Genomic DNA, 13,656 nt, shown 5'->3' on the forward strand with positions numbered 1-13,656 from the left:
CCTTCTGGAATCTGCCATGACCTCCTCTGCTTCCCGCGCTGTCGCCCTCGTCACCGGGGGCTCCCGTGGCATCGGCGCGGCCATCTCGCGCCGTCTGGCCGCCGACGGCCATGCCGTGGTGATCAACTATGCCGGGCGCCGTGATGAGGCCGAAACACTGGCTGCCGAATTGACCGCCAGCGGAGGGCACGCCATCGCCCTGCAGGCCGATGTCGCCGACCCGCAGGCCGTGCACGCGCTGTTGGACGCCATCGAGGCACGCTTCGGTGGCATCGATGTGGTGGTCAACAGTGCCGGCGTGCTGCAGTTGGCCGCACTGGCCGACAGCGATGATGCCCTGTTCGACCGTGTGATCGGCATCAACCTCAAGGGTGCATTCAATGTGCTGCGCGAGGCCGCGCGGCGCGTGCGCGACGGTGGTCGCATCGTCACCCTGTCCACCAGCGTGGTTGGCATCAAGCTGGAAAACTACGGCGTGTATGCCGCCAGCAAGGCCGCGGTGGAGACCATGGGCGCGATTCTCAGCAAGGAACTGCGTGGGCGCGGCATCACCGTGAACGCGGTGGCGCCCGGGCCGACCGCCACCGATCTGTTCCTGGACGGGAAGTCGCCGGAACTGATCGATCGGCTGGCGAAGATGAATCCGTTGGAGCGGCTGGGTACGCCGGAAGACATCGCCGGCGCGGTGGCGTTCCTGGCCGGTGCCGATGGCGGCTGGATCAATGGCCAGGTGCTGCGGGCCAATGGTGGGATGGTGTAGCGGCGTGCCAACCAAGGTTGGCATCTACCAAGGGCGCCTCAATGCGGTGTGCGCGGTTCCGGTAGACGCCAACCTTGGTTGGCGCCGCCCCTCAACCGCCGGGCATGGCCCGGCGCTACCGTGGGTGTTACCGAGTCATCGAATACGGTGCCTGCGCTCCCTGCCCCGGCCAGTCCTTGTTCGGTTCGGCCTGCATGGTGAAGTGCAGCTCGCCGCCGGCCAGGATCTCATCATGGCGCAGGAACGTGCGCTGCAACGGCTTGCCGTTGAGGGTCACGCTGCCGACATAGGTGTGCTTGTCGTCCAGCCCTTCGGCCACGATGGTGAAGGTCTTGCCGTTGGGCAGCCGCATTGCGGTCTTCGGCAGGAACGGGCGGCCGAGGATGTACTCGCCCGAGCCCGGCGCTACCGGGTAGAAACCCAGCGCGGTGAACACGTACCACGCCGACATCTGGCCCACGTCATCGTTGCCGGCCAGGCCATCGGGCCGATCGGCATACTGCGTGTCCATGATCTGCTTCAAGCGTGCCTGCGTGCGCCACGGCTGGCCGGCATGCGAGTACAGGTAGGCCACGTGGTGGCTGGGCTCATTGCCATGCGCATACCAGCCGATCAGGCCGGTAATGTCTTCCATGTGCTCGAAGATGGCCGGATCGACCTTCGCGTTGAACACTTCATCCAGGCGCGCCAGCAGTCTGTCACTGCCACCATGCGCTGCGGCAAGGCCGGCCACGTCCTGCGGCACGTACCATGAGTACTGCCAGGCGTTGCCTTCGGTGTAGTCGGTGCCGTAGCCACTGGCGCTGGGGTCGAACGGCGTACGGAAGCCGCCATCGCGCTTGCGCGCACGCATGAAGCCGGTGTCCTTGTCGAAGGCATTGCGCCAGTTGCCCGCACGCTTGTCGAAGGTCGCGGCGACATCGGTCTTGCCCATCGCCTGCGCCATGCGCGCGATGGTCCAGTCATCGAACGCGTATTCCAGCGTCTTGCTGGCTGCTTCGCCTTCCTCGTCGATCGGCACGTAGCCCAGCTCACGGTACTGGGCGATGCCATCGTAAGGGCCGTAGTTGGCAGTCTGCACCATCGCCTTCAGGGCCTTGTCCGCATCGAAGCCGCGAATGCCCTTCACGTAGGCATCGGCGATCACCGGCACCGCGTGGTAGCCGATCATGCACCAGTCTTCCAGGCCATGGAACGACCACACCGGCAGCATGCCGTAGGGACTGTGCTCGTGATGGGCCAGCATGGAATTGACGAAATCGCTGTTGCGCTTCTCCGGCTGCACCAGGGTCAGCAGCGGGTGCAGCGCCCGGTAGGTATCCCACAGCGAGAACGTCGAATAGTTCGTGTAGCCCTTGGCCTGGTGCACGGCGTTGTCCGCGCCGCGGTATTGGCCGTCGGCATCCATGAACAGCGTCGGCCCCAGCAGCGTGTGGTACAGCGCGGTGTACGCGCTGCGACGCGCGTGTTCGGGTGCATCGATATCCAGCACCGACAACGCCTGCGTCCACTCCTGCTTCGCCTGCGCGCGCACACGGTCGAAATCGAAGTCGGCCACTTCGGCATCGAGGTTGGCGATGGCGCCCGCCTCGCTGACCGGCGAAATGGCCACCTTCACCACCAGCGGTGCATCCAGCTTGCCGAAGTCGAAGGTGCCCACCAGCTGCCGCCCCTCGATCTGCGCGCGCTGCGCCGGGTCCTTCTCGCCCGGGGGCGCAAAGCCCTTGTAGACGATGTCCTGTTCGGTGTTGTGCAGCGCGTGGCTGGCCAGCGGCCGCGAGAAGCGCATCGCGAAATACAGTTGGCGGCCGGCGGCCCAGCCACGCGTCTGGCGGAAGCCGGTGATGGTGCCATCGCCACGCACGCGTACCCGCGACCACAGGATCTTGCCCGGGTAGTCGTACATGCTGGTACGCATGTCCAGCAGCACCTTGGCTTCGCTGCCCTTCGGGAACGCATAGCGATGCACGCCCACGCGGGCGCTGGTGGTCAGCTCGGCACGCACCTTGTAGTCGTCCAGGGTGACCGCGTAATAGCCCGGTTCGGCCTTCTCATCATCGTGGCGGAAACGGGAGGCGTAACCGCTGCGTGGCTTTTCGGGGTCGCCGCGCTCCAGGCCAGGGTTGCCGGTGAACGGCATCAGCAGGATATCGCCCAGGTCGGAATGACCGGTGCCGGAAAAGTGCGTGTGCGAGAAACCGACGATACTGCTGTCGTCGTAACGGTAGCCCGCCGCCCAGCCGTAGGCCTTCTCGCGCGGCTGGATGCGCGTGTCCGGGCTGAGCTGGACCATGCCGAACGGCACCGTCGCGCCGGGGTACGTATGCCCCTCACCGCCGGTGCCAATGAAGGGATCGACCGAGGCATAGGCCTTGTCGGCGGCGGTCTTGGCCGGGGCGGCCGCAGCCAGGCCGGAGGCGAACATTGCAGTGGCGGCGACAGCGATCAGGAGACGACGGTCCAGCGTGGGCATCGGCATTTGGATCGATTCAGGTGGTGGTCAGATCCTAGCACCGGGGTGACGGTGTCGCATGCTGCAGTGCGGATGCCGCCTTCAACGCATGCATCTGCAACCGATTGGATGGTTCGACACAGGAATTGAAGGGATGCTGTCAAGGCTGGCAGGCCCATTTCGATGCGAACGCGCAAGCGGTTGTCGGAATGGGCACTACCGAGAAAAATCAGCCCGTAATTGGAGACTTTCAGATGCAATGCTTGGTGGAACAGACCGCCAATGCGTGTGCAGGATATCCGCGCAGCGCGTACACCGCTGCCGGGTGTGGAACCCCGGAATGAGCTACGAGAGCTGCTTGCCGTGACTGCGGCGGGCGGTGCGCGGCGGCCGCATGGCCCTCCGGCTTTTCTCGTAGCTCAGCCGAAGTTCCAACCCCGCACCGCCCGCCACCCTTGCGGTGGCCACGTCCCCTCAAGGAGCCATCGCATGTCGCATGAACCGCCCATCCTGACCCCGGAAATGGAATCCCTGTTCTTCCGCATCGAGCACGCCCTGAACACCGCCGAGGGCATGGCGATGATGATCGGCGAGAACGAACCAGCCGACCCGCAGGCGCATCTGCGCCCGGGCTACAGCCTGCAGAAGATCACTGTGGCGATGATGGCGTTGAGCCAGCATGGCCGGCGATTGCTGCATGAACTGCGCGAGCAGCATGTGCGGGTGACGCTGCATTGAAGCGGACACCGCCAGAAAAATGAGCCGAGCGTGACTCGGCTCCGTGGAGGCCACTCAATCGGGCAGCGCGCTCTGCAGTGTGGCGAGATCCGCCGCATCCACCGGCCGCACCACGCGCGCCACTTCCGTGCCATCACGCAACAGGATCACGGTCGGCCACAGCTTCACCTGGAACGAGCGGCCCAGCGGCTTGCCTTTGCCGTCTTCGATCTTCCAGTGCGGCAGATCATGTGCCTCCACGAAAGCCTGCAGTGCCGATTGTGCAGCCTGGCAGTGACCACACCACGGTGCACCGAATTCCAGCAACAGCCAACCGGCCTGCGCATCCACCTCCGCGCGGGCCGGCTCGGCTGCCACATGGTCACGCATGAAGGGCATGCCGGTTACGCCTGCAGCGTGCGCTGGATGTCTTCCAGCGGCGCGTTGGTGAGATCCTTGGCGATGTCGGCCAGCAAGCGAGACTGCGTCTCCTTGTGCAGCAACGGACGGATGCGGCCCAGCGTGGTGGGATCGGCAATCAGCACCAGATGCGCATAACGGTTGTTGAGCGCGTCTTCATTGAGCTGCTCGGCCACCTGCTTGGCGAAGGTCGCCTCGTTGAGCTGCGAGATCGACATGTCCTTGGGCACCGCACCTGATGGGCCCTGACCGGACACACCCTGTTCGCTGATGTCCTGCAGGCGCAGCTCGCCTTCCTGTTTCAGGGTGAGCTTGTGCTCGTTGCCGACGTTGGTGAACACGCGGGCCGAGCCACCATCAGCGACGATAACCAGGGTGCCTTCGGGAATGCGACGGGTCATGCGTTACTCCTTGCGTTGGTTCGTGACCACCGTAGAAGCCGGGGCGTGAGCGAGGCGAGCACAACATGTTCATTCGATGTGCGTGGGTCATGTGCATGAACAGGCATCATGGAACGCTGCGTTCGTACTGACGCGATTCTCGGCATGCTCACACTGTAACCGTTATCATGAACGCATGATCGACACGACCCACTGCACGTCAGCACCTGTTGCTGGCCTGCGGGAAGCACTGCCGACCGGCGCTTCGCTTTCCATCATTGCCTCTCCCTCGCCTTTCCATCGCCTCGCGCTGGATCCCGGCGGATGACGCCTGCGGGCCCTGCCCCGCCTGTTCCCTGCGCCTGCCCCACCCGCGCGTGCACTGACACGTAATCGGACCCATCCGTTCGTCCCGCATGTCGCTCTGCGTTCTGGCAGCGGGCAATGCGTGTTGCGTGCGCGGCGTTTCATCGCACACACCTTTCGCCCCCTTCCGGGTCTTCCATCCGATGCCCCTGCGCCTGCTGCGCCAGCATCGCCGTTTCCGAATTCCGGGACATCCGTACCGCCCATTCCAACGCCATTTCCATTCTTCCAAGGGAGTCCCCATGCAGGACAACTCCGATGCCCATGCCCATTTCGGCTGGTTCAAACGCCGCCGCCATCTGAAGGTCGACGAGATCACCGTTGTCGACAAACCCATGCTCAAGCGCGCCGTCGGCGCCGCTGCACTGGGCAATGCGATGGAATGGTTCGACTTCGGTGTCTATGGCTATCTTGCCGTCACCATCGGCCAGGTGTTCTTCCCGTCCAGCAACCCCACCGCGCAGGTGATCGCCGCGTTCGCCACGTTCACGGTGGCCTTCCTGGTACGCCCGCTGGGCGGCATGGTCTTCGGGCCCCTGGGCGACCGCTACGGGCGCCAGAAGGTACTGGCCTTCACCATGATCATGATGGCATTGGGTACGTTCGCCATCGGCCTGATTCCCTCCTATGAACGCATCGGCATCTGGGCGCCGGTGCTGTTGCTGCTCGCCCGCGTGGTGCAGGGCTTTTCCACCGGCGGCGAGTACGGCGGCGCGGCGACCTTCATCGCCGAGTACTCCACCGACCGCAACCGCGGCCTGATGGGCAGCTGGCTGGAGTTCGGCACGCTGGGCGGCTATATCGCCGGTGCCGGTACGGTGACTGCACTGCACATGCTGTTGAGCAGCGGGCAGATGCTGGACTGGGGCTGGCGCATTCCGTTCCTGGTGGCCGGCCCACTCGGCCTGCTGGGCCTGTACATGCGCATGCGGCTGGAGGAAACGCCAGCGTTCCGCGCGTTCGCCGAAGAGGCCGAGAAGCGCGACCATGAGCGCCCCGGCCTGGTCGACCTGTTCCGCGTGCACGGCCGCCAGCTGATCGTCTGCATGGGCCTGGTGCTGGTGTTCAACGTGACCGACTACATGCTGCTGACCTACATGCCCAGCTACCTGAGCGTGACCATGGGATATGCGGAGAGCAAGGGCCTGCTGCTGATCATCATCGTGATGCTGGTGATGATGCCGTTGAACATCGTCGGTGGCCTTTTCAGCGACAAGCTGGGCCGGCGGCCGATGATCATCGGCGCCTGCATCGCGCTGCTGGTGCTGGCGGTACCGAGCCTGCTGCTGGTGGGCAGCGGCAACGACGGGCTGATCTTCCTTGGCCTGATGCTGCTGGGCCTGGCACTGGTGTGCTTCACCAGTTCGATGCCATCCACGCTGCCGGCGCTGTTCTATACGCCAGTGCGCTACAGCGCGCTGTCGATCGCCTTCAACGTCTCGGTATCGCTGTTCGGTGGCACCACGCCGCTGGTGACCGCCTGGCTGGTGGAACGCACGGGGGATCCGCTGGTACCGGCCTACTACCTGATGGGCGCGGCGGTGATCGGCCTGATCACGATGATCTTCGTGAAGGAGACCGCCGGCCTGCCGCTGCGCGGTTCGCCGCCGGCCGTGGGCTGCGACAAGGAGGCGGCCGCGCTGTTGAAGAGCGATGCACCGGTCACGGTGGACCGCGCCCTGCCGCCGCTGCCGGACGTGGCCGAACCGGAACAGGTGACCCCGGCCTGAGTGGCTGCGGTGGCGCCAGGCATTGCCTGGCGCTCCCGTCAGCGCAGGACTACTCGGCGCGGGTCAACTTGCCCGGGGTCCAGCGCAGGGTCCAGACATAGTCGCCATCCGGCGGGCAGACATGCTTGTAATCCACGACATCGCACGTGCGTGCACCGGCAGCGACCTTGAACGCGACGATGATGCGGTCACCTTCGATCCTGATGGAGTGCACCGCACCAGGAATCTGCTCACCCGCGTCATCGCCGTAGCCTGAAGCGCGGATGGCGGCGAAATCCTCTGCCTCCACCGGCGACAGACTCTTCGGGTTCTCCTGGCCACGCGGGTCGTTCCTGCTCAACGCGGTCATCACCGCCACCACATTGCTCTGCGCGAACGAGCCACCGGTATAGGTCGATGTGTAGAGATAGATGACCTCTGCGCGGCCATCACCGTCCAGATCGGCAACGGCGGTCCACACGGGACGGAAATCACTCTCGATGTCATCGCCTGGGATACGCCGCAGCGAAGCTTCGGCTGCGTGGAACGCCTGTACCAGGCTCGGCGGCGATGTCTGCGATGCCGCAGATGCCGCAGATGCCGGGCCACCGCCCACCATCGCGCAAAGCGCCAATGCGGAAGGCAGCAGGGCGGGATGAAAAAATGCAGGTCCGTGCATGGTGTTCTCCTTAGCGATTCGTTGCGTGCATACACCTGGCATGGCATGGCCTGGCGCTGCCGTTGATGCGGACTAGTCGGCGCGGGTCAACTTGCCCGGGCTCCAGCGATACACCCAGGCATGCTGACCTTCCGGCGGGCAGGCCACCTTGCCTCGCACGCACAGCTTCGAACTGCGGGTGCTGTTGAAGGTCACGCGGATGCGGTCACCGTCCATGGTGATCGTTTCCATTTCGCCGGGGATATGCACGCTGGCGTCATCGGCGTAGCCCGAGGCGCGGATCAACGCGTAGGTTTCGTCGTCATAGGCGGATTTGCCCGGTGACGTGGCCTGGCCCCGTGCATCACCTTCGGCCAGCGGGGTCATCACCACCAGCTCGTTGAGCTGCATCGCGCTGCCGGTCTGGGTCGCGGTGTAGAGATAGATGATCTCCGGGCGGCCGTCGCCATCGAGGTCGGCATTGCCGGCCCACAGCGGGCGGTAGTCGTACTGGCTGTCGGTGCCCGGGTGCAGGCGCAGCGATGCCTCGGCGGTGCGGCGTGCCTTGTCGTAGCTCATCGGCTCGTTCGGCGCCTCGACCTTGGCATCGGCCGGCGTTGCATCCTGGGCCAGCAGCGGTGCCGCCACCGTCAATGCCATGGCCGCCACCAGCGCGCGCAGGCCAGTGGCCTGCCAGTGCTTCCGCTCGTACATCCGTGTTCCTCGATCAATGAATCTGCGGGCTCGGATCATCGCACAGGCGGGCCGGCAAGCGGCGTACTGTCGGCATGCAGTTCCATCGCGCGCATGACGATGGGCTTGGCCCAGTCCGGGGTGTGCAGCAGCTCCACCACCGACACCGGATACTGCAGGCCCTGGCGATCCAGCGCCAGCACCGGCAAGGGGGCAACACGTCCGTAGCGATCGGCCGGCGCGCTGTTGTCATACACATGCAGTTCGGCCAGGTGCGGCATCAATGCCAACAGGTTCTCGCGCGCGGAATCGAAGCGTGCGCGGATCTTGTCCTGCGGGATGTCGTGGCCACCGCCAGCAACGCGGGCCGCCACGCGGGCAACATGCAGTTCGACGGTGGCCAACCCGCAGAACCAGATCGCCACGTCATGCTGGCTGCAGGCCTCGCGCAACAGGCGCGGAATGGTGTTGCCGCCCAGGGTGGTTTCAAAGGCGAAGTCACTGCCGTCGGCGATCGCCTGGCGCAGCCGTCGTGCACCCTCCTGCCACGCTTCAGCGTTGGCGTCGGCCAACGGCCAGCCCGCCTCCACCAGGCGCCGGGTGAAGCTGTCCGGGTTGTACCAGCCCAGGCCGTCGGCCTCCAGCCAGGTGCCGAGCAGCGAACTCTTGCCGGCGCCATTGACGCCGGCCAACGCCAGGATCCGCCCCATGATTCAGAGCGGACGGCCGAGCACGACCTTGTGGCCGCGGCGGATCGGCTTGCCCATCACCTTGCCCAGCCCCTCACCCTGCTGCAGCCCAGCCAGCGCCTGGTCGAACTCGCTGCGCAGGCGCGAGAGTACGTCGCTGCGCTCTTCGGTGTCGCTGCCGCTGGCCCTGGCCAACAGCTCCTGGTAGGTCTTGATGTCCACGATCACCGCCTCGGGGTGATTGTGGTTGGTGATGACCAGCGCCTGCTTCTCGCGCACGGTACGCATCAAGCTGGGCCAGCCACGGGTCTTGACAGAGGAGGCCGGGGCCTTGTCGAGGCCGGGCAGGTCGAGCGGGAGGGTCATGGCACGGCTCCAGCGGAAGCATATGCGGCCACTATACCCAATTTGGCCAAATTGGGGATTAATGGACCACCCTGGGGGCGCCTGCCCTCCGCCGGCCTGGATCTACGGCTCCTCCAGCGCCTCGAAGCGCTCGGCCAGGTAATCGATCAACGCGCGTACCGCCGGCAGCAGGCCGCGCCGCGACGGGAACACCGCATGCACGATGCCATGCCTGGGCTGCCACTGCGGCAGGATCGGCACCAGCGTGCCGCTGGCCAGTTCGTCGGTGATCATCATCCGCGGCAGCATCAGCACGCCGACACCCGCCACCGCCGCACTGCGCAGGGCGATCATGTCATCGCTGACCAGCCGCGGGCGGTGGTGCACGCTGGCCTGCACCTGCTCAGGCCCGGCGTATTCCCAGGCATGCACCTGGGCAGGCGATGCCAGGTCCACGGTCGGCATCATCGCCAGATCAGCCGGCACTTTCGGCGTACCCAAGCGCTTGAGCAAGGCCGGGCTGGCAGCGGTACACCAGATGCGGCGGGCCAGCACGCGCACCACCAGATCGCTGTCCTCCAGCGGTGGCGGGCGCACGCGGATGGCCACATCCACGCCCTCGCCCACCACGTCCACGCGCCGGTTGGTGGCATCCAGCTGCAGGGTCACCTGCGGATGCAGGGCCAGGAAGTCAGCCAGCATGGCGCCAATGCGCGCGTGCAGCAGTGCGATCGGACAGGCCAGCCGCAGGGTGCCCCGTGGCTCGGCACGCGACAGCGCGATGGCCTCCTCGGCCGCTTCGGCCTCCACCAGCATCGCCTTGCAGTGCCGGTAGTAGTCCTGGCCGATCTCGGTGACCGAGAAGCGGCGGGTCGAACGTTGGATCAGGCGGACACCCAGCCGTTCCTCCAGCAGGGCGATGCGGCGGCTGAGCTTGGACTTGGGCATGGCCAGTGCGCGCCCGGCCTGCGAGAAGCCGCCATGCTCGACCACCATGGCGAAGTAGAACAGGTCGTTCAGATCGCAGCGGCGGATGTCGGCGATGAACACGGGACGATCTCCTGCGGCCCTTGCTGGGCCTGCATCGTTCACAAAACAGGACTATGACGGCAAATTCTGCCGACTACCGAGGCCATTGTCACGCCGATATCGTCTCCGCAACGAACAACAGCGACCGGTTGCCCCGGTCAGGAGATCGCCATGAAGCGTGTCACCGGTACCTACAGCGCCCCCCGCCCGCACTGGGTGGGCGACGGCTTCCCCGCCCGCTCGATGTTCTCCTACAACACCCACGGCCAACACCTGAGCCCGTTCCTGCTGCTGGACTACGCCGGGCCGTACAGTTTCCCGCCCAGCGAGACCCCGCGCGGGGTCGGCCAGCATCCGCATCGCGGCTTCGAGACGGTCACCATCGTGTACGAAGGCGAGGTGGCCCATCGCGACTCGACGGGTGCCGGTGGCACCATCGGCCCGGGTGACGTGCAGTGGATGACCGCTGCCTCCGGCATCCTCCACGAGGAATTCCACACGCCGGAATTCAGCAAGCGCGGCGGCACCCTGGACATGGTGCAGCTGTGGGTGAACCTGCCCGCCAAGGACAAGATGGGCGCACCGGGCTACCAGACCCTGCTCGATGCGCAGATTCCTTCAGTGGCCTTGCCCGACGGTGCCGGCCGCGTACGCGTCATCGCCGGGACATTCGATGGCCATGCCGGCCCGGCCCGCACGCATACCCCGATGGACGTGTGGGACATCCGCCTGCTGCAGGGCCAGCACGCCGAGCTGCCGGTGGCCGACGGCCGAACCCTGGCGCTGGTCGTGTTGAAGGGCACGGTGCGGATCAACGGTGGCCAGGCAGTCGGCGAAGCACAGCTGGTGACCTTCGACCGCAGCGGCGAAGACGTGTTCATCGACGCCGACAGCGACGCCACCGTGCTGCTGCTCAGCGGCGAACCCATCGACGAGCCGGTGGTGGGTTATGGCCCGTTCGTGATGAACACCCAGGCCGAGATCAGCCAGGCCGTCAACGATTTCAACGGCGGCCGCTTCGGCCAGATCGCGCACTGATCCACTGCATTGCGGCGGGCAACCGCCCGCCGCATTCCGGGCCTTCGCCCCCTGCCCAGGAGACTGACCATGAGTACCCCCGCCAACTTCAACGGCGCCCGCCCGGTGATCGACCCGGACAACGCCGCGATGCTGCTGATCGACCACCAGAGTGGTCTGTTCCAGACCATCGGTGACATGCCGTTCACTTCGGTACGCGCGCACGCCACCGCCCTGGCGAAGACGGCCACGCTGGCGAAGATGCCGGTGATCACCACCGCGTCGGTACCGCAGGGGCCGAACGGCCCGCTGATTCCGGAGATCCATGACGCCGCACCGCATGCGCAATACGTAGCGCGACGGGGCGAGATCAACGCCTGGGACAACCCCGAATTCGTCGCCGCGGTGAAGGCCACCGGCCGCAGCCAGCTGATCATTGCCGGCACCATCACCAGCGTCTGCATGGCCTTCCCTTCCATTGCCGCCGTCGCCGACGGCTACCAGGTGTTCGCGGTGGTCGATGCCTCCGGCACCTATTCGAAGATGGCCGAGGAAATCACCCTGGCGCGCGTGGTGCAGGCCGGTGTGGTGCCGATGGATACCGCTGCGGTCGCCTCGGAAATCCAGCGCACCTGGAACCGCGAGGACGCCCAGCACTGGGCCGCGATCTACACGCAGATCTTCCCCAACTACCAGCTGCTGATCGAGAGCTACCAGAAAGCGCAGGACGTGCAGAAGAACCACGAGCCGCTGGATTCGCAGCGTAGCTGAGCCACTGCATCCACGGCGATTTCCGACTGCCGGCACGCCGCCGGCACCACCGCAAGCCAACCCCGACTAGGACACCCCCCATGGCCAGTGAACCGATCCGTGACCCCGTCAGCGACCACCTGCTGACCCCGCAGAATTCCGCCTTCATCATCATCGACTACCAGCCGGTACAGGTGAACTCCATCGCCTCGATGGACCGCCAGCTGCTGGTCAACAACATCGTCGGCACTGCCAAGGCGGCGGTCGCCTATGGCCTGCCGATCGTGCATTCGACCGTGAACGTGCAGACCGGCCTGAACAAGCCGCCGATCGCGCAGCTGCGCAAGGTGCTGGGCGACTGCCCGACCTACGACCGCACCACCATCAACTCCTGGGAAGATGTCGAGTTCCGCAAGGCGGTGGAGGCCACCGGCCGCAGGAAACTGATCATGACCGCGCTGTGGACCGAAGCCTGCCTGACCTTCCCCGCGCTGGATGCACTGAAGGAAGGCTATGAGGTCTACGTGGTGGTCGATGCAGTAGGCGGCACGTCGCTGGCCGCGCATGATGCCGCGCTGCGCCGCATCGAACAGGCCGGCGGCCAGTTGATCAGCGTGACGCAGCTGTTCTGCGAACTGCAGCGCGACTGGGTACGGGCGGAGACCGTGCCGGCCTTCATGAATCTCTTCATCGAAACCGGTGGCACGGCCGGCATCCAGTTCTCGTACGATCGTACCGAGTGATTCCTTGGCGGCTCCGGCTCCGGCTGGCGCCGCCTTTTCCTGCAACCGAGCATGGCTCGGCCCTACCACCGGGGATTTCCATGGCCTACGCACGCATTGTTTCGACCGCCGACAACTACCTGCACCACATCAGCAACGGCCATTTCGATGTCGCGGCCGATGAACCCGCTTCGCTCGGTGGCCAGGGCAAGGGTTTCGCCCCGTTCGACCTGTACCTGGCCTCGCTGGCCGCGTGTACCGCCATCACCCTGCGCATGTACGCCCAGCGCAAGGGCTGGGAGCTGGGCGAGTTCCACGCCGAGCTGCGTTCCGAACGTGATGCGGATGGACGCTTCCATGTACACCGCGTGCTGCATGCCACCGCCGAGCTGAGTGATGCGCAGTGGCAGCGGTTGCTGGACGTGGTGGAAAAGACCCCGGTGACACTGGTGATGCGCGAAGGTGCACGGATCACCAGCGAGCGCGGGGCTGCTGCCTGATCGCCGCGTATGGCCCGGCGCTACCGGAGGAGCCTGGCGCCATCAGGTAACGCCGGGCCATGCCCGGCGGCCCTGGTTTCAACGCCGCGAATGCAGCACGGTGCGCTGGCGCATGGCGTTGAACTCCTGTTCGACCTGCTGGATGTCTTCGACCTGGAAGCCGGCGGCACCGAGCAGCTGATCGGCTGCGGCGGCAGCCAGCGGATCATCCTCGCGCTGGCGCCAGCAGCGTGCCGGCAGGAAATAGCCGACCTCGCTGCGCCCGCGCATGATGACGACCGGCCGCCCCGCATACAGCAGGAATTCGGCCAGGTGCTGGCGCAACCCCTCCACCGAGACATAGGCCGGCCCGATGCCCAGTGCCTGCGCGGCGGGCTCGGAACTCTCGAACAGTTTGCGACGGCTCATCCACTCCTCCTTTGTGCAACGCGTGGTCTCCTTTCCTAGAC

16 protein-coding genes are annotated in these 13,656 nt (G+C 65.8%); 7 read left to right on the forward strand and 9 right to left on the reverse strand.

What is annotated here, in order from left to right; genetic code table 11:
- Positions 1-16 precede the first annotated feature (16 nt).
- On the forward strand, positions 17-760 hold the full coding sequence (locus ACUXVE_RS00855) for an SDR family oxidoreductase (RefSeq protein ID WP_222389357.1): 744 nt from the start codon (positions 17-19) through the stop codon (positions 758-760).
- A 127-nt stretch (positions 761-887) separates the two neighbouring features.
- Here the strand turns inward: ACUXVE_RS00855 and ACUXVE_RS00860 are convergent, their stop codons facing one another.
- Positions 888-3,239, reverse strand: a complete 2,352-nt coding sequence (locus ACUXVE_RS00860; RefSeq protein ID WP_445513618.1) for a GH92 family glycosyl hydrolase — start codon at positions 3,237-3,239, stop codon at positions 888-890.
- 462 nt (positions 3,240-3,701) lie between these two features.
- Between ACUXVE_RS00860 and ACUXVE_RS00865 the strand changes: the two genes are divergently transcribed.
- The gene (locus ACUXVE_RS00865) at positions 3,702-3,950 is read left to right on the forward strand and encodes a hypothetical protein (protein WP_025874402.1); all 249 of its coding nucleotides are present in this window, start codon (positions 3,702-3,704) and stop codon (positions 3,948-3,950) included.
- A 54-nt stretch (positions 3,951-4,004) separates the two neighbouring features.
- Here ACUXVE_RS00865 and ACUXVE_RS00870 read toward each other — a convergent pair whose 3' ends face one another.
- Positions 4,005-4,328 carry a thioredoxin family protein gene (locus ACUXVE_RS00870; RefSeq protein WP_222389354.1) on the reverse strand — a complete coding sequence of 108 codons (324 nt, stop codon included), beginning with the start codon at positions 4,326-4,328 and terminating at the stop codon, positions 4,005-4,007.
- A 5-nt stretch (positions 4,329-4,333) separates the two neighbouring features.
- Positions 4,334-4,750, reverse strand: coding sequence for a baeRF12 domain-containing protein (locus ACUXVE_RS00875; RefSeq protein ID WP_032974590.1), 417 nt, complete (start codon positions 4,748-4,750; stop codon positions 4,334-4,336).
- Between the two features lie 587 nt (positions 4,751-5,337).
- On the opposite strand from ACUXVE_RS00875, the gene proP reads away from it, so the two are divergent.
- Positions 5,338-6,825, forward strand: coding sequence for a glycine betaine/L-proline transporter ProP (gene proP / locus ACUXVE_RS00880; protein WP_445513619.1), 1,488 nt, complete (start codon positions 5,338-5,340; stop codon positions 6,823-6,825).
- A gap of 49 nt (positions 6,826-6,874) precedes the next feature.
- On the opposite strand, the gene ACUXVE_RS00885 is transcribed toward proP, so the two are convergent.
- From ACUXVE_RS00885 to ACUXVE_RS00905, 5 genes are all read right to left on the reverse strand, one after another.
- On the reverse strand, positions 6,875-7,483 hold the full coding sequence (locus ACUXVE_RS00885) for a hypothetical protein (protein WP_445513620.1): 609 nt from the start codon (positions 7,481-7,483) through the stop codon (positions 6,875-6,877).
- Between the two features lie 72 nt (positions 7,484-7,555).
- Entirely contained in the window at positions 7,556-8,176 is a 621-nt protein-coding gene (locus ACUXVE_RS00890) for a hypothetical protein (RefSeq protein ID WP_025874398.1), read from the reverse strand.
- A gap of 35 nt (positions 8,177-8,211) precedes the next feature.
- Complete coding sequence (locus ACUXVE_RS00895) at positions 8,212-8,865, reverse strand: hypothetical protein (RefSeq protein ID WP_025874397.1); 654 nt, start codon at positions 8,863-8,865, stop codon at positions 8,212-8,214.
- A 3-nt stretch (positions 8,866-8,868) separates the two neighbouring features.
- Positions 8,869-9,210, reverse strand: coding sequence for a type II toxin-antitoxin system prevent-host-death family antitoxin (locus ACUXVE_RS00900; RefSeq protein ID WP_445513621.1), 342 nt, complete (start codon positions 9,208-9,210; stop codon positions 8,869-8,871).
- Positions 9,211-9,312: 102 nt separating this feature from the next.
- A complete protein-coding gene (locus tag ACUXVE_RS00905; RefSeq protein ID WP_222389345.1) occupies positions 9,313-10,239 on the reverse strand; it encodes a LysR family transcriptional regulator in 927 nt (308 codons plus the stop codon).
- 150 nt (positions 10,240-10,389) lie between these two features.
- On the opposite strand from ACUXVE_RS00905, the gene ACUXVE_RS00910 reads away from it, so the two are divergent.
- The 4 genes from ACUXVE_RS00910 (at position 10,390) to ACUXVE_RS00925 (ending at position 13,207) form a co-directional block, all read left to right on the forward strand.
- Entirely contained in the window at positions 10,390-11,256 is an 867-nt protein-coding gene (locus ACUXVE_RS00910) for a pirin family protein (protein ID WP_134832649.1), read from the forward strand.
- Between the two features lie 69 nt (positions 11,257-11,325).
- Positions 11,326-12,006, forward strand: coding sequence for a hydrolase (locus tag ACUXVE_RS00915; RefSeq protein ID WP_222389342.1), 681 nt, complete (start codon positions 11,326-11,328; stop codon positions 12,004-12,006).
- Between the two features lie 80 nt (positions 12,007-12,086).
- Positions 12,087-12,728 carry a hydrolase gene (locus tag ACUXVE_RS00920; RefSeq protein WP_093818475.1) on the forward strand — a complete coding sequence of 214 codons (642 nt, stop codon included), beginning with the start codon at positions 12,087-12,089 and terminating at the stop codon, positions 12,726-12,728.
- 80 nt (positions 12,729-12,808) lie between these two features.
- Positions 12,809-13,207: an OsmC family protein gene (locus ACUXVE_RS00925; protein WP_222389341.1), complete on the forward strand. Its 399-nt coding sequence runs from the start codon at positions 12,809-12,811 to the stop codon at positions 13,205-13,207.
- 78 nt (positions 13,208-13,285) lie between these two features.
- Here the strand turns inward: ACUXVE_RS00925 and ACUXVE_RS00930 are convergent, their stop codons facing one another.
- Positions 13,286-13,615, reverse strand: a complete 330-nt coding sequence (locus tag ACUXVE_RS00930) for a hypothetical protein (RefSeq protein WP_099842624.1) — start codon at positions 13,613-13,615, stop codon at positions 13,286-13,288.
- Positions 13,616-13,656: the final 41 nt, after the last annotated feature.

It is taken from the genome of Stenotrophomonas sp. 3(2025), from assembly GCF_052665395.1.